Annotated in this window: 18 protein-coding genes; 14 read left to right on the top strand and 4 right to left on the bottom strand. The window is 62.3% G+C overall.

Annotation, left to right across the window (positions count from 1 at the left end; translation table 11 throughout):
* Positions 1-65 precede the first annotated feature (65 nt).
* On the bottom strand, positions 66-821 hold the full coding sequence (lexA, locus tag JFC13_RS17125) for a transcriptional repressor LexA (protein ID WP_198398263.1): 756 nt from the start codon (positions 819-821) through the stop codon (positions 66-68).
* A 234-nt stretch (positions 822-1,055) separates the two neighbouring features.
* Here lexA and JFC13_RS17120 point away from each other — a divergent pair, with 234 nt between their 5' ends.
* The 9 genes from JFC13_RS17120 (at position 1,056) to JFC13_RS17080 (ending at position 9,135) form a co-directional block, all read left to right on the top strand.
* Positions 1,056-1,388, top strand: coding sequence for a LysM peptidoglycan-binding domain-containing protein (locus JFC13_RS17120; RefSeq protein ID WP_198398262.1), 333 nt, complete (start codon positions 1,056-1,058; stop codon positions 1,386-1,388).
* 9 nt (positions 1,389-1,397) lie between these two features.
* A complete protein-coding gene (locus tag JFC13_RS17115) occupies positions 1,398-2,531 on the top strand; it encodes a histidinol-phosphate transaminase (RefSeq protein ID WP_198398261.1) in 1,134 nt (377 codons plus the stop codon).
* A gap of 101 nt (positions 2,532-2,632) precedes the next feature.
* Complete coding sequence (hisB, locus tag JFC13_RS17110; protein ID WP_143922560.1) at positions 2,633-3,229, top strand: imidazoleglycerol-phosphate dehydratase HisB; 597 nt, start codon at positions 2,633-2,635, stop codon at positions 3,227-3,229.
* Entirely contained in the window at positions 3,226-3,828 is a 603-nt protein-coding gene (locus tag JFC13_RS17105; RefSeq protein WP_198398260.1) for a hypothetical protein, read from the top strand. Before hisB ends, JFC13_RS17105 begins: the two co-directional genes overlap by 4 nt.
* Positions 3,825-4,454 carry an imidazole glycerol phosphate synthase subunit HisH gene (gene hisH / locus JFC13_RS17100; RefSeq protein ID WP_198398259.1) on the top strand — a complete coding sequence of 210 codons (630 nt, stop codon included), beginning with the start codon at positions 3,825-3,827 and terminating at the stop codon, positions 4,452-4,454. The genes JFC13_RS17105 and hisH overlap by 4 nt, the downstream gene beginning before the upstream one ends.
* A gap of 76 nt (positions 4,455-4,530) precedes the next feature.
* Positions 4,531-5,268, top strand: coding sequence for a bifunctional 1-(5-phosphoribosyl)-5-((5-phosphoribosylamino)methylideneamino)imidazole-4-carboxamide isomerase/phosphoribosylanthranilate isomerase PriA (priA, locus tag JFC13_RS17095; RefSeq protein WP_198398258.1), 738 nt, complete (start codon positions 4,531-4,533; stop codon positions 5,266-5,268).
* Positions 5,269-5,272: 4 nt separating this feature from the next.
* Positions 5,273-6,019 (top strand): SseB family protein, encoded by a 747-nt coding sequence (locus tag JFC13_RS17090; protein WP_198398257.1) that lies wholly within the window; start codon positions 5,273-5,275, stop codon positions 6,017-6,019.
* 96 nt (positions 6,020-6,115) lie between these two features.
* Positions 6,116-7,462 carry a M20 family metallopeptidase gene (locus tag JFC13_RS17085; RefSeq protein WP_198398256.1) on the top strand — a complete coding sequence of 449 codons (1,347 nt, stop codon included), beginning with the start codon at positions 6,116-6,118 and terminating at the stop codon, positions 7,460-7,462.
* A gap of 35 nt (positions 7,463-7,497) precedes the next feature.
* The gene (locus JFC13_RS17080) at positions 7,498-9,135 is read left to right on the top strand and encodes an AbgT family transporter (RefSeq protein WP_198398255.1); all 1,638 of its coding nucleotides are present in this window, start codon (positions 7,498-7,500) and stop codon (positions 9,133-9,135) included.
* A gap of 60 nt (positions 9,136-9,195) precedes the next feature.
* Here the strand turns inward: JFC13_RS17080 and JFC13_RS17075 are convergent, their stop codons facing one another.
* Positions 9,196-10,203, bottom strand: a complete 1,008-nt coding sequence (locus JFC13_RS17075) for an NmrA family NAD(P)-binding protein (RefSeq protein ID WP_198398254.1) — start codon at positions 10,201-10,203, stop codon at positions 9,196-9,198.
* Between the two features lie 159 nt (positions 10,204-10,362).
* On the opposite strand from JFC13_RS17075, the gene JFC13_RS17070 reads away from it, so the two are divergent.
* Positions 10,363-11,019 carry a TetR/AcrR family transcriptional regulator gene (locus JFC13_RS17070; protein WP_198398253.1) on the top strand — a complete coding sequence of 219 codons (657 nt, stop codon included), beginning with the start codon at positions 10,363-10,365 and terminating at the stop codon, positions 11,017-11,019.
* 31 nt (positions 11,020-11,050) lie between these two features.
* On the opposite strand, the gene JFC13_RS17065 is transcribed toward JFC13_RS17070, so the two are convergent.
* Together JFC13_RS17065 and JFC13_RS17060 are read right to left on the bottom strand one after the other, a co-directional pair.
* Positions 11,051-14,500 carry a DEAD/DEAH box helicase gene (locus JFC13_RS17065; RefSeq protein WP_198398252.1) on the bottom strand — a complete coding sequence of 1,150 codons (3,450 nt, stop codon included), beginning with the start codon at positions 14,498-14,500 and terminating at the stop codon, positions 11,051-11,053.
* 129 nt (positions 14,501-14,629) lie between these two features.
* Positions 14,630-15,001, bottom strand: coding sequence for a DUF1844 domain-containing protein (locus tag JFC13_RS17060; protein WP_198398251.1), 372 nt, complete (start codon positions 14,999-15,001; stop codon positions 14,630-14,632).
* 272 nt (positions 15,002-15,273) lie between these two features.
* Here JFC13_RS17060 and infC point away from each other — a divergent pair, with 272 nt between their 5' ends.
* From infC to JFC13_RS17040, 4 genes are all read left to right on the top strand, one after another.
* Positions 15,274-15,954: a translation initiation factor IF-3 gene (gene infC / locus JFC13_RS17055; RefSeq protein ID WP_198398250.1), complete on the top strand. Its 681-nt coding sequence runs from the start codon at positions 15,274-15,276 to the stop codon at positions 15,952-15,954.
* A 98-nt stretch (positions 15,955-16,052) separates the two neighbouring features.
* A complete protein-coding gene (gene rpmI, locus JFC13_RS17050; RefSeq protein WP_198398249.1) occupies positions 16,053-16,259 on the top strand; it encodes a 50S ribosomal protein L35 in 207 nt (68 codons plus the stop codon).
* Between the two features lie 102 nt (positions 16,260-16,361).
* On the top strand, positions 16,362-16,751 hold the full coding sequence (gene rplT, locus JFC13_RS17045; RefSeq protein WP_009885052.1) for a 50S ribosomal protein L20: 390 nt from the start codon (positions 16,362-16,364) through the stop codon (positions 16,749-16,751).
* Between the two features lie 105 nt (positions 16,752-16,856).
* Positions 16,857-17,747, top strand: coding sequence for a TrmH family RNA methyltransferase (locus JFC13_RS17040; protein ID WP_198398248.1), 891 nt, complete (start codon positions 16,857-16,859; stop codon positions 17,745-17,747).
* The last annotated feature ends 285 nt before the right edge of the window (positions 17,748-18,032 follow it).

Raw genomic sequence — 18,032 nt, 5'->3', positions numbered from 1 at the left:
GGGCACAGTGCGTTGGAACTTCAGCGGTCGGAAGACCTGAGGGTCATCAGACTCAGGCGATCATGTCAGAGGCGCCGAATGACCGAGACGACGAGACCCATGATCTGGGCATAGGTGCCGTCGATCGGTTCGTAGTCCTTGTTGTGGGGGAGCAGCCACTGCTGCCCGGCCTTGCGCTTGAGGGTCTTCACGGTTGCTTCGCCATCGAGCAGCGCCGCGACGATCTGACCGTTGTCGGCGGTGTGCTGTTTGCGCACGACCACCCAGTCATCGTGACAGATGGCTGCCTCGATCATCGAGTCACCGACGACCTTGAGCAGGAACATGTCACCCGAGCCCACGACCTGCGTCGGCAGAGAGAAGACGTCGTCGATCTCCTGTTCGGCCAGAATGGGCCCGCCCGCGGCGATGCGACCGACGACAGGAACCTGGACGGTGTTGTTGGCCAGCTCCTCGTACTTGGCGCGCTCAGCTTCTTCCTCTTCGAAGGGATTGACGACTTCGATGGCACGCGGGCGCTTCGGGTCTCGGCGGACATAGCCGAGGCGTTCGAGCTGAGAGAGTTGGTGGGCCACGCTGGAGAGTGAGGCGAGTCCGGCCGCTTTGCCGATCTCACGCATGCTCGGCGGGTAGCCGTTGGTGACGACTGCGCGTTCGATGGTCTCGAGGACCAACCGCTGTCGCGGGGTCAGACGAAAATCGCCCTCGCCGGTGGAGCCTTCCGGAATCGAGACGTCCTCGTCATCGCTGCGGGCGGCCGCGATCTCGCTGGCGACGTCCTCATTGCGGGGACGGCCCCTGCCTCGTTTGTTCTGAACCATTGCTCGTTCCCCTTCGTTCTATTCCTGCCGACCTCACCGCTGGATCCTCACGTCGAGAATTCTCGTGTCAGTGCCGCCTGAGATGGTTCTTTCAGATCAATCAACAACGCTGGTTCTCTCTCATTGTCGCATAAATGTTCGAGTTGGACTGGACATATGTTCGATTGGCATGTTGAATAGAACAGACGTTCTACCTATTACGGGTGGAATCGTACGAAGGGAAGAGGTTAAGCGATGTCTGCACAGAACCAGGAACTGCGTTTCACCACTCGTGGACGCCAGGCGATGCGCCTGCTTCGGACCATGGTGTGCGCTCTCGTCATCATCGGCGGAGCATTCTTCGTCGCCACGCAGTCGTTCTCGGCCGCCGCCGGAGCAGAGACCGAAGACATCGGCATCGACACCGAGGCGGTCGTCGTCGGCGAAGGCGAGTCGCTGTGGGCCGTCGCGTCGAACCTCGGAATCGAACGCGACACTCGCGATGTCGTTTCCGAGATCGTGGAGATCAACCATCTGTCCTCGCCTGTGGTGCACCCGGGTCAGACCCTGGATGTGCCCCAACGCTAGACTGATGCGGTGGGAAATAACGAGTCTTTGCCAGTGCGTTCGGACCTAGTCGGCCTCAAGCCCTACGGGGCTCCGCACCTGGATGTGCCGGTGCAGCTGAACGTCAACGAGAACGCCTATCCGATTCCGGACGTGGTCGTCGAAAGCATGCGGTCGGCCGTCGACGATCACTTCGCCGGGCTCAACCGCTACCCCGACCGTGAGTTCGAGGAGCTGCGCGAACATCTGGTCACCTACCTGCACGGAGTCAACGACCGAGCCGGTCAGACCGTCGGACTCAGCCCCGACATGATCTGGGCGGCGAACGGATCGAACGAGGTCCTCTCCCATATCGTGCAGGCATTCGGAGGACCGGGTCGCACGGTCCTCGGGTTCACTCCCAGCTACTCCATGCACCCACTGATCACCACGGGCACCGGTGCCACCTGGCAGTCATCGGCGCGCAAGGATGACTTCACCCTTGATGCAGAGACCGTCGGCGCCGAGGTTGCTGAAGCCGATCCAGACATCGTCTTCTTGTGCACACCGAATAATCCGACAGGAACATCGATCGGTCTCGACGTCATCGAAGCGGCGTACGACAACTGCTCGGGCATCGTCATCGTCGATGAGGCCTACGCCGAATTCTCCAGGCCCGCACAAGCCTCGGCGATGACGCTTCTGGAAGGTCGTCCCCGTCTGGTCGTATCGCGGACGATGAGCAAGGCCTTCGCCTGCGCAGGGCTGCGCCTAGGGTATGCGATCGCGGCCCCGGATCTCATTGACGTCCTGCGCCTGGTGCGTCTGCCCTACCACCTATCGGAAATCACTCAGGTGCTGGCCTGCACCGCTTTGGAACACGCAGACGTCCTCCTGGAGAACGTGGACCGGCTCATCGACGCTCGCGACCGAATCTCGGACCACCTGAGCAACGTCGGGTTCAGTGTCTATCCCAGCGATTCGAACTTCGTCCTCTTCGGCAACATCGCCTCACCACATGAACTGTGGCAGAAGCTCCTGGACCGCGGAATTCTCATCCGTGACATCGGCATCGACCACCATGCTCGGGTCAATGCAGGCACAGACGAGGAGACCACCGCGTTCCTCACCGCAGTCGACGAGATCCTGGCCGAAGACCCCGGTATTCTACTGGAATCGAACTGAGATCCCGGCCTTGAGATGCGCACGCTGAGTCGCACCACTTCGCTCGAGTCAGGGGACAATGGTCCTCAGACGGCCCCCACCCTTCCTACGAAAGGCCATTCATGAGGCAGGCACAACGCTCCCGTACGACCTCGGAATCCTCGGTCACCGTTTCGATCAACCTCGACGGAACCGGCCAGTCCGACATTTCGACGAGTGTTCCCTTCTTCGACCACATGCTCACAGCACTGTCGAAGCACTCACTCATCGACATGGAGATCAAAGCCGACGGCGATACGCACATCGACGTCCACCACACGGTTGAGGACACCTCAATCGTCCTGGGCCAGGCATTGAGCGAAGCACTGGGCGACAAGTCCGGCATCCGCCGCTACGGACTGGCCGCCGTTCCATTGGACGAGGCTCTGGCCCGCTGCGTCGTCGACGTGGCCGGTCGCCCGTACTTCGTGCACGAAGGAGAACCCGAGGGTCAGCAATACCACCTCATCGGCGGACACTTCACGGGATCGATGACCTCGCACTCCCTCGAATCCATTGCTTTCCATGCCGGTCTCACCGTGCACCTCGACCTGCTGCGCGGCCGGGATCCGCACCACATCGCCGAAGCCGAGTTCAAAGCCTTCGCCCGCGCTCTGCGGGAAGCAGTCGAGCCCGATGAGCGCAACAGCTCGGTACCCAGCACCAAGGGAGTCCTGTGAGCACCACCGTCGTCGTGACTCCGTTCGGAGTCGCCGAGCAGCTGGCCGCAGCCTGCGTGCTGTCGAACATCAAGGGGACAATCGTTCCCATCGGTGATTTCACCGGTATCGTCTTGGCCGACACGGATGTCCAGACAGGCAACGAGGCGGCCGCAGCGATCTCGAAACTCTCCGGCAAGCACGAGGTCCTCCTCCTGGCCCGCAGTGAGGAGCAGATCGACGCCGGTCACTACCGCCACGGTGCCCGCGAATCGGATGTTCCGGCAGGTCTGGCGCTGAAGAACCTTCCAGACGTCCTCGAGCAGCTCCTGCTCGAAATCGTGTCAGCCGACGAAGTCGAGGGCAGCATACCCACCTCCTCGATGACGAAGCTGCAGGCCAGCGCCGCCACGATGTCTCCAGGTCGGGCCGCCGTGGCCCGGACTGCGCTGCTGTGGATCGTCGTAGCGGTCCTCGCCGGGCTCATCACCGCCTTCGGCATCACGATCGGGCTCAGCGGAAACACCATGGCCTGGGTGGTCGCTGTCTTCGGCGCGATCGTCCTCGGCTTCTCCCTCTGGAGGATCTACAGCGTCCTCACCAAGGGAGCGAAGAGATGAGCACGGTCGCTGTCTTGGACTACGGCGCGGGCAACGTTCGTTCGGCCGTTCGCGCAGTGGAGGCGGCCGGTGCCGAAGTCGTGCTCACAGCAGACCGTGCCATCATCGATGGTGCAGACGGATTGCTCGTTCCCGGTGTCGGGGCTTACTCGGCAGTGATGGCCGGACTGAAGCGAATCGGCGGGGACGACCTCATCCGCTCGTGGCACGAAAGCCAGCGGCCTCTGCTCGGCATCTGCGTCGGGCTGCAGGTGTTCTTCGCCCGCGGGGAAGAACACAGAGTGAAGACGGAAGGCATCGGACTCTGGCCCGGCGCCGTCACAGCACTCGAGGCTCCGGTCGTGCCGCACATGGGATGGTCACAGGTCAGTGCACCGACAACCTCACAGATGTTCGACGGTGTCGCCGAAGAGCGCTTCTACTTCGTCCACTCATATGCGGCAACCGACACTCCACCGAACACCATGGTGACCACAGCAACCCATGGCAGTAGCTTCATCGCGGCAGTCGAGGACGGCACCACCTGGGCAGCACAGTTCCACCCCGAGAAGTCATCCGATGCGGGTGCGCGTCTGCTGCGCAACTGGCTCGGCTCCTTCCCCCAGGGCCGCGAGGCAGCCCACTAGCATTGTCCATACGCTCCAGTTCCACACACTCCGGTTCCTCCAGCTCAGTCTCCAGAGCCTCTTGAGAAAGGTCACAATGACTCAAACCCCCAACAAACTCGTACTCCTGCCGGCCGTAGACGTCGCCGACGGCAAAGCCGTGCGCCTCGTCCAGGGCGAAGCCGGAACCGAAACCGACTACGGTTCCCCCATCGACGCCGCCCAGGACTTCGAAAGCCGGGGAGCGGAGTGGATCCACCTCGTCGACCTCGACGCTGCATTCGGTCGCGGATCGAACTCAGACCTGCTCAACCAGGTCGTCAAGGCTGTCGGCATCAAGGTCGAGCTCTCCGGCGGCATCCGCGACACCGAGAGCCTCGAACGGGCTCTGGACACTGGTGCTGAGCGGGTGAACATCGGGACTGCCGCGTTGGAGAACCCGGAGTGGACCGCCGATATGATCTCGCGTTTCGGCGATCAGGTCGCCATCGGGCTCGATGTGCGCGGAACAACTCTCGCCGCCCGCGGCTGGACCCAGGACGGGGGAGATCTCTACGAGGTTCTCTCGACTCTTGAGAAGGCAGGCTGCGCCCGTTACGTCGTCACCGACGTCCGCAAGGACGGCACTCTGCAGGGACCCAATGTGGAGCTGCTGAAGTCGATGGCGGAGAAGACTGATAAGCCGATCGTGGCCTCGGGCGGCGTCTCCAGCCTTGAGGATCTGCGGAACCTGCGCGAGCTGGTTCCCTTCGGCGTGGACTCGGCGATCGTGGGCAAGGCCCTGTACGCCGGAAAGTTCACCTTGGAAGAAGCTCTCGAAGTCGCCGGAGGCTGAAGAAGTGACATTCGACTCGGCCGGTCAGCCATGGGAAGGCCGAGAGCTCAAACCCAACCCGTTCTCGGGCGACTCAGGTCTGGCCGACACGGGTCTGCTGGAAGCGCTCGGACGGGTCAACAGGGAACCGTTGGAACCTCAGGCCCATCTCGACGTCGTCCAAGCGCTGGCGGGTGCCAGGCTGTATGCGCCGATCGTCCCGGTCGCGACCGAACATGAAGTCGGCGAGCACGGTCACATGGTCGACAACGCCTCGGAGATGGCGATGGTTCGGCTTCAGGCCGAGGACGGGCGCGAATGCACCCCCGGCTTCTGCTCGATCCCGCCGCTGACAGCCTGGCACAGTGACGCCCGACCGGTGCCCATAGAATCCGAGCGCCTGGTGCTCGGAGCGATCGAGGCCGGCTCCCAGATCATCGTCCTCGACCCGGGTACTTCTCAGCCCTTTCTGCTCCGGCGTCCGGCCATGTTCGCCTTCGCCCAGGGACAGTCCTGGACGCCGGCTTGGGCCGACGCCGAGGTGGGGCAGGCGCTGGTCGCGATCGCCGAGGATTTTCCTTGGCTGTCCCAGATCAGCCTGAGCCCCGGCAGTGCCCGAGTCCATGTCGAAGGACCCGAGGTCGGCATTCGACTCGGGGTGCGCTCTCAGGTGCCCGCCGAGGAGATGACACGATTCCAACAGGCTCTGGCCGCCGACGAGACGATCGTCGAGAAAGTGGACTCGCTGGCTCTCCAGATCGCCGAGTCGTAGACTCCCGACTCGCAGCGCGCCCGATCCTTCCGATCGAGTCCCGAATATAGGGAAGAGGCATGTGCACTTGCCCGATGTCTCCTATGCTTGTTCTCCATGAGTGAGATTCGCGATCTGAGCCATCCGACCGTCCCAAACGCGAGCTATCTCGACCAGATCGCCGCCGAGACTCAAGCCCGCAGCGAGCGAGCAGGCGAGTGGAGTTCCGGGTTCAATGGGGCTCCAGAGTCGAGCACTGCAGGCATCGCCGCGGGTCTCGCAGCGGCCCGGTCTGATCTCGACACACTGCTGCACACCATCCACTCATTGGCAGAGACCGCGTTCGTCGAATACGAATCCGTGAACGCCATCGCCTCATTGCTGCGCTCACGGGGCATCGAGGTCGAGACCGGGCTCTTCGGCGTCGAGACCACCCTGCGCGCGACCACAGGTTCCGGGCAGGGACGCACGATCGCGATCCTCGCTGAATACGACGCACTGCCTGAGATCGGTCATGCCTGCGGGCACAATCTCATAGCCGCCTCAGGGGTCGGAGCATTCCTCGCCCTGCATGCCCTCTGGGAACAGGACCCCAGCGCTGTCCCCGGCACCGTGGTGCTGCTCGGGACTCCCGCGGAAGAGGGCCACTCGGGCAAAGAGGTCATGGCCCGCGGTGGAGCATTCGAGGGGATCGATGCAGCCATCATGGTCCACGGCTACGGGTACGACTGCGCGGACCAGGTGTGGTTGGGCAGGCGCCTGCTGACCGTCAACTACTCTGGGATCGCCGCCCACGCCTCGGCACAGCCGTTCATGGGCCGCAACGCACTTGACGCGGCGAACCTCTTCTACCAGGGCCTCGGCCTGATTCGCCAGCAGATGCCGCCGATCTCCCGTCTGCACGCCGTCATCGCTGACGGCGGAACCCGGCCCTCGATCATCACGGAAGCCGCCACAGTGCAGTGCTATGTCCGGTCGAAGTTCCCCGAGACGCTCAAGGAGCTTTCGGACAGGGTCGAGGAGGCGGCGAAGGGAGCGGCACTTATGACCGGCACCGGAGCGGAGGTGGATTGGGATGAGCATCCGCCCTCCCTTCCGGTGCGCTCGAACTCAGCTCTCACACAGCGCTGGGCCGTGCACGAGGAGACGCAGGGGCGAACACCGTTGCCCGGTGGGGTGCTCGATGAGTCAATCGCAGCGTCGACCGACTTCGGCAATGTCTCCTACCGGATACCCGGCATCCACCCACTCATCAAGACCGCCGACGCCGAGGTGGCGCTGCACACCCGCGAGTTCGCGGCAGCCTCGATCACACCTGCCGCCGAAGACGCCGCCCATGACGCCGGATATGGGCTGGCGTGTACGGCCTTGGACTTCCTCGTCGACGACGGACTGGCCGCCGAGGTGGTAGCGGAATTCGAGCGCGACGGAGGAGCGGTCGACGTGGAGCACTACTTCAACTAGATACTTAACGACGTCAACCAGATAAAGGAAGACACATGTCAACGACGACATCAGCGAAAGTCGGTATCGGCCAACGTCTGCTGGATGGGATCGAACGGCTCGGGAACAAACTGCCGGAGCCGTTCACCCTCTTCCTCGGACTGTTCCTCATCACCGGAGCGATCTCAACGGGCATGGCCATCGCCGACGTGTCGGTCTCGATTCCCGGCAGCGACGAGACCGTGGCGATCAAGGGACTGTTCACCGGGGAAGGCATGTCGTGGCTGACGACGACGATGGGGGAGAACTACATCGGGTTCCCACCCTTGGCCACCGTGCTCCCGATCCTCCTGGCGGTGGGCGTGGCCGAGAAATCGGGCATGCTCGCCGCAGCCGTGCGAATCGCCTTCGGCAAGAGCCCGCGCTGGCTGCTGCCCTATGCCGTCGGCTTCGTCGGCGTGGTCGGGTCGATCATGGCCGATTCGGCCTTCATCATCATCCCGCCCCTGGCTGCGCTCGTGTTCAAGGCCGCCGGGCGGCACCCGATGGCCGGGCTCATCGGCGGATTCGCCGCCACCGGGGCCGGGTATTCGACCTCGATCGTGCCGACCAGCCTCGATGCACTCTTCGCCGGCATCACCACCTCGGTGATGGGGACATTGCCCGACACCGACTATTCGGCCGTCAACCCGGTGTCGAACTACTTCTTCAACATCGTCGCCTCGATCGTGCTGGCAGTCATCGCCGGTTTCATCATCGACAAGCTCATCGAACCGAACATGGTTCGCAAAGGCGTTCCGCGCGAATACGCGGATGCCAAGGGATCGGGCCTGGCCAAGGAATATCAGGCCAAGGACAACCCCTACGGCGAGAACTCCGTGTCCGCCGAAGAGGTCGAGGAATCACAGAAGGAGGTCAAGGCCGAACTCGAACCCGAAGAGAAGCGGGGCCTGGTATGGTCCCTGGCCTCAGCACTGATGCTCACGGCGGTGGTGCTCTTCGCCGTGCTCATCCCCGACTCACCCTGGCGCAACGAGGACGGCGGCTTCCTGCCGAAGTCGCCCCTGCTGTCGTCGATCGTCTTCATCGTCTTCGCCTACTTCATGCTCATGGGCGTGGTCTACGGCTTCGTCGTGCGTACCGTGCGGTCGATGAACGATCTCGTGCGGATGATGAGCCAGTCGATCATCGACATGATGTCATTCCTCATCCTCGCCTTCATCCTCGGCCAGTTCATCGCCCTGTTCAACTGGACAGGGATCGGATCCTGGATCGCCGTGGCCGGCGCCTCCGGTCTCGAAGCCATCGGACTCACCGGATTCGCCGCTGTCCTCGGCTTCATGCTGCTGGCCAGCCTGCTCAACCTCTTCATCGTCTCCGGCTCCTCGATGTGGACGCTCATGGCCGCGGTGTTCGTCCCGCTGTTCGCGCTGCTCGGCTACGAGCCGGCCTTCATTCAAGCCGGGTTCCGCGTCGGCGACTCGGCCACCCAGGTCATCACCCCACTCAACCCGTACATGATCGTGCTGCTGGGCCTCGTGCGCCGGTATGAACCCAATGCCGGGCTCGGGACGATCATCTCGAGGATGGTCCCGTTCGTCATCCCATTCTGGCTGGCCTGGGCTGCGCTGCTGGCGATCTGGTTCTTCTTCGACCTACCGCTGGGCCCCGGCAACGGCATCTTCCTCAAGTAGGACGACTGTGAGGGCCGGACCGTCCGGGTTCGGCGCACCAGTTTCCATGTCGAGGTGGCGTCACAGCATCTGCCTCACGCCCTCACGCCAGTCGGTTGTGCCGAGATCCTCAGCGAACCCTGCGGTCTCGATCACGCAGGGGGAGTACCAGATCGGAGAGAGTTGGTTGAGCTCGTACATCGAGCGTTCGACGATCCCTGCAACGCGAGTCGTCCAGCGGGGGAGGGAGAGCGGACTCTTCGGCCTGGTGCCCAGATGCTCGTGAGTGAACTTCGCAATCTCGGCGAGAGTCGGATTCGACGAGGGAGCGATGAGGAGGCGATGCGTCCCGGTGGGGACGTCTTCGAGCAGCTGTCCCGCACGGATCATCGCGGCAGCGAGGTCTTCGATCACGGTGATGCCGTGGGGGACATCGGAGCGTGCGGGCACACGGGCCCGACGACCCTTGGAAATCGGATCGGTGATGCACATCTTCACTACAGAGGACATCGGCTGCGCGCTCCGGCCGAGCAGATCACCGGCAATGATGCTCGCCGAGGTGGCCGGGTGTTCCAGCCTCGCCTCCATGAGCTGCTGTCTGATCCGTCCCTTCTCTTCAACAGGTGCAAATGGCGAAGACTCCGTCACCGGGCTGGTGAGGCCGACGAACGCGTAGACCGATTCGGGGAAGATGACCGGAATGCCCAGTTCCGCGGCGACATCCATGATCGTCTTCTCCAGCTGCGGTAGAACCTGTGCCCAGACTCGGCTGTCATAGGGAGCATGAACGCAGGCGAAGATGACATCGCTGCCTGCAGCGGCTTCGAGCAGCTGCGCAGGGTCGGATGCGTCGGCGCGAACACGGGCGATAGTGGCGTGGTCGGCTCGGTTGGCTCGGTTGGCGTGGTCGGCTCGGTTGGCTTGGTTGGCGTACGTGGGTTCTGCCGATCCTGGGCCGGCTGTGGCGGTAACCGGGACGGCAACTGGAGCCGAACGGGTTGCCACTGCAACGTGTACTCCCGCCGCCGTGAGCTGGGAGGCGATCTCGCTGCCGATCTGTCCATAGCCGATGACGAGTGCAGATTTCATGATGGTTGTCCTTCGCAGTTTCGTGATGCCGTGCGGACCGTCGAGTCCTTCAATGAATGAGAGCACTGCTCTCTAACATCAGAATAGGACGATCGGCTGTGCAATTCAAGAGCACTGCTCGCTATTGTTATCTTTGCTCTCTCGTTCTAGGGTGAAGGCATGACGAACTCGACTCCGCGCCAGCGGGCCCGGCTGGAAACCGAAGCGCAGATCACCCGGATCGGGAACCGAATGCTTGATGACGACGGTCTCGATGGAGTCTCGCTTCGGGCCATCGCACGGGAACTCGGAATCGTCTCAAGCGCCATTTACCGGTATGTGAAGAACCGCGACGAACTGCTGACCATACTCATTCGCGACGCATTCACCTCGATCGCCGATGACGTGGATGAGGCTCTCGAACATGACACATCTGTTCTCACCGTCGGCGTGACGATGCTGTCTTGGTCGCGGAGGCATCCCAACCGGTGGGCGCTCATCTATGGCACGCCCATTCCTGACTACCAGGCACCGCGTGACGAGACAGTGGTGCCTGGGACCAGGATCATGGTGACGCTGACGACCCTGCTCTCACAGTCCTCTCCGCATCAGACCTCCAACTCTCAGGTACCGCCGGCTCATGCATTGGACCCGCTGCGTGAAGGACTGCGAGAACTGGGACTGGAGCCAGACGATCAGGTGATCATGCGCACTGTGACCGTGTGGGCCGCGATCATCGGCCTCATCAACGCCCTGCGATTCGGACAGTTCGGCCCCGGGATCGAACTGGTCGAAGACGAACTGATGCAGGGGCTCGTGTCGACGCTCGGGTACTGAGTGAGAGTACGGACCGGTGACGACGAGCTGCTTATCCGTCGAGAAGACCGCGGATGTCCTCACCCGTGATCGCTGATGAGAAGCCCTCACCCTCATTGACGAGGGAGTCGAAGAGCTGTGCCTTCCTCTCCTGAAGCGCCAGCACCTTCTCCTCAATCGTCTTCTCCGAGACCATCCGATAGACCATGACGTTCTTCGTCTGCCCGATTCGGTGTGCGCGGTCGACTGCCTGAGCCTCGACCGCCGGGTTCCACCAGGGATCGAGGAGGAAGACGTAGTCCGCTTCCGTCAGTGTCAGGCCGAACCCACCGGCCTTGAGGCTGATGAGGAAAACGGGTGCGTCCCCGGCCCTGAAGTCCTCGATGACTGCGCCGCGACTCCGGGTGGAACCGTCGAGGTAGGCGTAATTGATATTGCGATGCTCGAGTTGTTCACCGACTCTGGTGAGGAACGAGGTGAACTGGCTGAAGATGATGGTCCGGTGCCCCTCGGCAACGATGTCGTCAAGGTGGGAGAAGAGAGCGCTGAGTTTGCTCGATCCGATGTCTTCATATTTCGCATCGATGAGATACGGGTCGATGGCCAACATGCGCAGGAGCGTCAGCGAGCGGAAGATCGCGAAGCGGTTGCGATCCATGTCGTTGATGAGACCGAGGAGCTTCTTCCTCTCTTTCTGCAGAACCGTGTTGTACAGCTCCCTGTGCTTGGTGCTGAGTTCGACGCTGAGAACCTGTTCCTGCTTCGGCGGCAGGTCGGCAGCGACTAGTTCTTTGTTCCGCCGCTTCATGAATGGTCGAATCCGCCGGCGCAGCAGGGCCATCCCCTCCGGGGCCTCGCCAGACTCGATCGGGGAGACGATCTCGCGCCGGAATTTCTCGAAGCCCGGAAGCAACCCTGGTGAGGTGATCGAATACAGCGACCACAGGTCCGTCAGCGAGTTCTCCATCGGTGTGCCGGTGATGGCCAGGCGGAACCGGGCCTGGATCGCCTTTGCCGCAGTATGGACCTTGGCGGTCCTGTTCTTGACGAACTGTGCCTCATCGAGGACGAACGTGTCCCACACGATCGATCTGAAGGCCAGTGCGTCGAGGCGCAGAATGGCGTAGGAGGTGATGACGAGGTCCGCCTCCTCGATCTCCTCGGCCAGGGTGGTCTTCCGCTTCTTCTCTGTGGCCGAGATCGTGGCGACTCGCAGACCAGGTGCGAACTTCTCCGCCTCGGCTCGCCAGGTCGACATCACCGAGGTGGGTGCGACGACGAGGATGGGAGCGGCGTTCTTGTTCGTGTTCTTGACGTGAGTGAACAGGCTCAGTGCCTGCAGCGTCTTGCCCAGGCCCATGTCGTCGGCCAGGATGCCGCCGAGTCCGCTCGACCACAGTGCTGCCAGCCAACTGAACCCCTCCTGCTGATAGGGCCGCAGTGTGGCGTCGATCCCTTCGGGCACGTCGAGAGCTGGAATCTCGCCGAGGTGGCTGAGGGCTTCGACCGAGCGCCGCCATGAGGTCGCGGCAGCGGATTCGTCGACGAGCTCGTTGAATTCGGCCCACAGATCCATGTGATATCGGGACAGGCGGGGTGATTCCGGCTTCCAGTCCGCGATGACATCGGAGTCGGCGAGCATTTGTCGAAACTTGTCGAAGAAGGGTGCGTCGAGTGAGAAGTAGGCGCCGTCGGGCAGAACGATCATCGCAGCACCCTGCGCCAAGGCGACGAAGAGGTCGGCGAAGCGCACCTGCTGTCCGGCGATCGTGATGTCAAAGCGGATGTCGAACCAGTCGCTGTCCTCGGCTTCGTCGGTCGACATCGCGACCAGGGGCGCATCGGTGACTTCTCGATAGTCCGGACGATTACCGACCTCATGCACCTCGAGATGGTCGATGTCACTCAGGGCCGGCAGCAGTTTGTCGACGAGAACTGCTGTCTGCAGGTCGTCGAGGCCCACGGTGTCCGCCCGGCGAACCTCGCTCGGCAGTGTCAGCGGCATCGCGGTTGCAGCAACGGTGGTGCTCAGTTTCTCCAGCACATCGTCTTCGTGCTCGATGCTCCGGTTGCGATCGGCCAGCGGCCCGCGGCGGACCGGGAATGTCTGCACCGGGTGGTAGTAATGCCACTCCCAGGTGAGGTGCGCGCCATGGTCACCGTACGTGACGGTGAGCGCGAGATCGGGAGGCACGAGCACAGGCAGGGCCACCGAATCGTCGGAGGAGACGACGGTGGTGGCGTAGGCGAGCGTGGGATAGAAATCAGTGAAGAAGTCACGGATCTGACCATCGGTGATGGTGATCGGTTCCCACCGACGCAGCATCTGAACCACATCATGATTCGTCCTTGCCTCAGCTGGGGCAAGGACGATGGACAACCCGCCGGAGGTCGAGATTCCGTAGAAGCCATGGTCATCGATCGGGCCGCAGAAGCCCTGGTCGAACGACTCTCCGTCAATCGTGACCAGGGAGCGGGCCTCGAGCCCGTCCGCGACCGCAACTACATCACATTCGGTCGACCCTTCCTCGCCTCGGCGAATCGAGAATCCGCGGCTGGTGCCGACGAGTTCGATGCCCAGTGGCCTCGCCTGATCGAAGAGATGCCAGAGCAAGGGCGAAGTGAACCAGTCAAGGACGACCGAGTCGTCATTCGTGATCAGGTGATTCGAGCTGATGGCGGACAGGCCGTAGAGCTGTGCAAACCAGGCTGCCTGCCCCTGTGCATATGCACGAGTGTTTGAGTTGTTGGCGATGTTGGACCACGACACGTTCCCCTTGATCCAATTGCGGCGCGCGCCTTCCATCAGTGGTCTCAGGGTGACGACGAGGTTTGTGCGACCGGAGAGCTCGGGTCGTCTGATGGGGTGGGTTTCGAAGTTCCCGAAGCCCGTGCGTCTCAGCTCGGAGATCTCGAAGCCGAGGGCAAGGCGAGTCGGTGCGCTGCCGACCAGAGTGCCGCCGGGACCGGAGGCCCATACCGAATCGTCGACTCGGTCAGCGGAGAACCCTGACAGTAGCGACTTCCAGTCGGATTCTCTTCGACTCTGCGATGACGGGGTGCTGCCATCAGGAGCCCGGCCTCGGGGGCTCGTGCGCGCAGCGCGCACGTGGGCGCTGCGCCAGTCGGCGTCGTCGGGGGAGCGGCGCTGGTCAGGATCGTGCAGCGCCGTTGAACCGAAGGGTGCCACCTGCCGGATCGACGCCGCCATCAGCGCAGCCACCACGTGTTTGCAGTCTCCGCCCACTGGGCAGGTGCACATCGAGGAGATCACGGTGAATGATTTGGCTGTGGGATTGTGCCGCTCCAGCCGAACAGTGCTTGTGTAATCGTGTGCCGCGGTGCCGGAGACATCCGCCCGAAGAGTCATGACCTCTGGGTCCCAGGTGGCCTGCCCGACCATTCCCTTGTTGGCATAACTGCGCCCGCGCTCGTAGAACGTGGTGCCGAAGTAGTCCTGCAACTCCTTGGCACTCACGTACGGCAGTTCAACGGGAGGCATGCAACGATGGTCTCACTCGGCACTGACATGACAGAAGCGGCCCCCGATCAATGGTCGAGAGCCGCAGCGGATGTGAAGAGTCATATGAATGGTGCACGACGAGACTGCCGGCACTCAGCAAGGCTTGTGTCAGCGAACGGGGCCCGTGAACTTCTCGCCGGGGCCCTGTCCGGGCTCGTCCTGAATGGCCGAGGCTTCGCGGAAGGCCAGTTGGAGGCTGCGCAGGCCGTCGCGCAGGGGACGAGCATGGTGGTCGCCGATGACGGTGGCGGCTCCGGTGACCAGGCCGGCCAGGGCGGTGATGAGCTTGCGCGCCTCGTCGAGATCCTGCAGCTCTGCTGCCGGAGCTTCGGGGGAGTCTTCGGCCAGTCCGCATTTGACGGCGGCGGCGGACATCAGGTGCACAGCTGCTGATGTAATGACCTCGACGGCTGGTACTTCGGCGATATCACGAGTGACATCGGCAACCGCCTCGGCGGGTACAGAATCTTCAGAACTCATGGGACTAGCTTGACATATGATTGACCCGGCGATTGCACGATCGACCTCGATGTGCGAAGAGTCATGAAGCGTAGTACACTGAATCGTGGTGCGAAGCGGGGTCTGACTCCCACCTTGATCGTGTAGAGCGATCGGGTCCAATGATCTGATGATCGACAGCCCGGGTGCAAGCCTGAGGCAGAAGGTTTCAGATCGAGGTGTATTCACTTGATGTGCTGCGGTTTCAATTCCGTTGCTCTGATGTGTGTGCAGGCTCCCTTGGCATGTGGTCAATGGGAGCCTTTTCTATTGCCACGACATCATTTGAGCTAAAAAGGAGTGAACACATCAGCGAGACGCGCATCAATGACCGGATTCGGGTTCCCGAGGTCCGGTTGGTCGGACCCAACGGTGAACAGGTCGGTATCGTTGCCATTCGCAAGGCACTCGACCTCGCTCGCGAGGCAGACCTCGACTTGGTCGAGGTTGCACCGCAGGCAAAACCTCCCGTAGCCAAACTCATGGACTACGGGAAATTCAAATACGAATCTGCTCAGAAGGCCAGAGAAGCCCGCAAGAACCAGGCGAACACTGCGCTGAAAGAGATCCGCTTCCGTCTCAAGATCGATGAACACGACTACGAGACCAAGAAGGGGCATGTGACCCGCTTCCTGGCCGGTGGCGACAAGGTCAAAGTCATGATCATGTTCCGCGGACGTGAACAGTCTCGCCCCGAAATGGGCATCAAGCTGCTCAACCGCCTGGCCGAAGATGTGTCGGACCTGGGCACCGTCGAATCCTCACCACGGGTCGACGGACGCAACATGGTGATGGTCATTGGCCCACATAAGTCAAAATCCGACGCCAAGGCCGAGGCCCGCAAGGCATCATCAGATGCCAAGGGCAACGTCGCCGAGGTGAAATCCCGACGTGATCGCGTCGCTGCAGAGAAGCACGCAGCGCCCGACGCGTGAGAAGTAAGTACCGATTCGCTGGAGCCTGAACGGTTTCAGCGTGTGAAGTAGTTGGCGGTGGTCGCCACCGACAACGAAATGCAAAGGAGAACGGCTCGATGCCGAAGCAGAAGACGAACAGCAGCACCAAGAAGCGCATGCGTGTGACGGGTACTGGCAAGATCATGCGTGAAGGCGTGAACAACCAGCACAAGTTCGAGGGCAAGTCCTCGGCCCGTAAGCGTCGCGTTGCGGAGGACCAGGTCCTCACCGGCGGAGATCGCGCCAAAGCCCGCAAGCTTCTGGGCAAGCTCAAGGGCAGGTGAGACCCTCTCGGGTCTCCGATCCCGGGCAGCCACGCACGTGGTTCCCATAGCTTGAACCAGACTCCGGCACTGCCGGCAGAACCAATTTTGAAGGAGTAACACGTGGCACGTGTTAAGAGAGCGGTCAACGCTCACAAGAAGCGCCGGGTCATCCTTGACCGGGCAAGCGGCTACCGTGGACAGCGCTCGCGCCTGTACCGCAAGGCCAAAGAACAGGTCATCCACTCGCTGGTCTACAGCTACCGTGACCGTCGCGCCCGCAAGGGTGACTTCCGTCGCCTGTGGATCCAGCGCATCAACGCCGGTGCTCGCGCCAACGGCATGACGTACAACCGCTTCATCCAGGGCCTCAAAGCCGCTGGCGTCGAGGTTGACCGCCGTATGCTCGCCGAGCTCGCCGTCAACGATTCAGCCACCTTCGCGCACCTGATCAAGGTTGCCAAGGAAGCCCTTCCGGCTGACGTCAACGCAGCGAAGACCGCCGCAGCCTGAGCTGCCGGTCCTCATACTCTCAACGGCCCCGAACTTATTTGGTTCGGGGCCGTTGAATTTGTCTCAGCACATCCAGAACTCCCAGAACGCGGGTCGACAAACTCCATGAAGCTTCCAGACGTCATCTCCTCTACACAGTCGAAACGGATCAAGAACGCCGTCAAGCTGCTCAAGCGCCACGGCCGTAAGAGCTCAGGCCAGTTCCTCGTCGAAGGGCCACAGTCCGTGCGAGAGGCTCTGGAGCGTCATGTCTCGCAGGACCTTGACGGGCACAATCCTGGTGTTCCGGAGTGGATGGGCTCGACCATCGATCCCAAGGGTGCTGTCGTCGACCTCTTCATCACCGAGGAGGCGGCCGAGGTTCACCCCGAATTCGTCGAGACGGTCAAGGGCGCACAGATCGACTGGAACATCGTGACCCCCGAGGTGCTCGCCGAACTGGCGACGACCGTGAACTCACAAGGTGTCGTCGCCGTGTGTGAACACCTCGATGTGGCCCTTGACTCGGTGATCGACAAAGAAGCTCAGCTCATCGTGGTGCTCTCGCAGGTCCGTGATCCCGGCAACGCCGGCACGATCATCCGCCTGGCCGATGCCGCCGGTGCTGATGCCGTGGTGCTCACCAACTCGAGTGTCGACATCTACAATGACAAGACCGTGCGTTCGACCGCCGGTTCTCTGTTCCACATCCCTGTGGTCACCGGAGTCGGCCTCGCCGAGGTGACCGAACTCGCCCGTGCCCGTGGACTCCAGGTCCTCGCCGCAGACGCCAACGACGATGCCCATGACCTCCACCACCCCTGGGACTCCGGTCTCGACCTGACCGCTCGCACCACCTGGGTCTTCGGCAATGAAGCGTGGGGGATGGGCGAGAAGGACCTGGAACTCTGCGACGCCTCGGCCGCCGTGCCGATCTACGGCAAGGCCGAGAGCCTCAACCTCGCGACTGCCGCCAGCGTGTGCATCTACGAGAGTGCTCGCAACCAGCGGATGTGAGGCAACTGCGTCTCGTTCAACGCTGAGTCAAGTTTTCCGCGTTGCCTCGGAGTGAAAACCTCCCTCAGCGTTGAACGACAGTTTCGAATGGTGGGCAGACCGTCATCGATCCGCCTGTGATGGCGGGTGGTCTGTTGTCCACAGGCGCGTCGTGACATCTTGCGGTAAGTGTCGTCATCGCAGATGCTGATGGCATGTTCGTCTGTCTGAGCACTGCAGAACTCACGGCTGCTGGTTGGTCTTCACACCAGATCGACAACGCCCTGGCCTGCTGTCTCCGACGGG

Source organism: Brevibacterium antiquum (genome assembly GCF_016107655.1).
GTDB lineage: Bacteria > Actinomycetota > Actinomycetes > Actinomycetales > Brevibacteriaceae > Brevibacterium > Brevibacterium antiquum.
This window is presented reverse-complemented; position numbering and strand designations above follow the sequence as displayed.

What these genes read in the sequence shown, in the direction of transcription:
- lexA (WP_198398263.1), bottom strand. Translation starts at nt 821, where the DNA reads ATGGTTCAGAACAAACGAGGCAGGGGCCGTCCCCGCAATGAGGACGTC.
- JFC13_RS17080 (WP_198398255.1), top strand. Translation starts at nt 7,498, where the DNA reads ATGTCAACGACGACATCAGCGAAAGTCGGTATCGGCCAACGTCTGCTG.
- JFC13_RS17075 (WP_198398254.1), bottom strand. Translation starts at nt 10,203, where the DNA reads ATGAAATCTGCACTCGTCATCGGCTATGGACAGATCGGCAGCGAGATC.
- rpmI (WP_198398249.1), top strand. Translation starts at nt 16,053, where the DNA reads ATGCCGAAGCAGAAGACGAACAGCAGCACCAAGAAGCGCATGCGTGTG.
- infC (WP_198398250.1), top strand. Translation starts at nt 15,274, where the DNA reads ATGGGAGCCTTTTCTATTGCCACGACATCATTTGAGCTAAAAAGGAGT.
- JFC13_RS17070 (WP_198398253.1), top strand. Translation starts at nt 10,363, where the DNA reads ATGACGAACTCGACTCCGCGCCAGCGGGCCCGGCTGGAAACCGAAGCG.
- hisB (WP_143922560.1), top strand. Translation starts at nt 2,633, where the DNA reads ATGAGGCAGGCACAACGCTCCCGTACGACCTCGGAATCCTCGGTCACC.
- JFC13_RS17040 (WP_198398248.1), top strand. Translation starts at nt 16,857, where the DNA reads ATGAAGCTTCCAGACGTCATCTCCTCTACACAGTCGAAACGGATCAAG.
- hisH (WP_198398259.1), top strand. Translation starts at nt 3,825, where the DNA reads ATGAGCACGGTCGCTGTCTTGGACTACGGCGCGGGCAACGTTCGTTCG.
- priA (WP_198398258.1), top strand. Translation starts at nt 4,531, where the DNA reads ATGACTCAAACCCCCAACAAACTCGTACTCCTGCCGGCCGTAGACGTC.
- JFC13_RS17065 (WP_198398252.1), bottom strand. Translation starts at nt 14,500, where the DNA reads ATGCCTCCCGTTGAACTGCCGTACGTGAGTGCCAAGGAGTTGCAGGAC.
- JFC13_RS17085 (WP_198398256.1), top strand. Translation starts at nt 6,116, where the DNA reads ATGAGTGAGATTCGCGATCTGAGCCATCCGACCGTCCCAAACGCGAGC.
- JFC13_RS17060 (WP_198398251.1), bottom strand. Translation starts at nt 15,001, where the DNA reads ATGAGTTCTGAAGATTCTGTACCCGCCGAGGCGGTTGCCGATGTCACT.
- JFC13_RS17120 (WP_198398262.1), top strand. Translation starts at nt 1,056, where the DNA reads ATGTCTGCACAGAACCAGGAACTGCGTTTCACCACTCGTGGACGCCAG.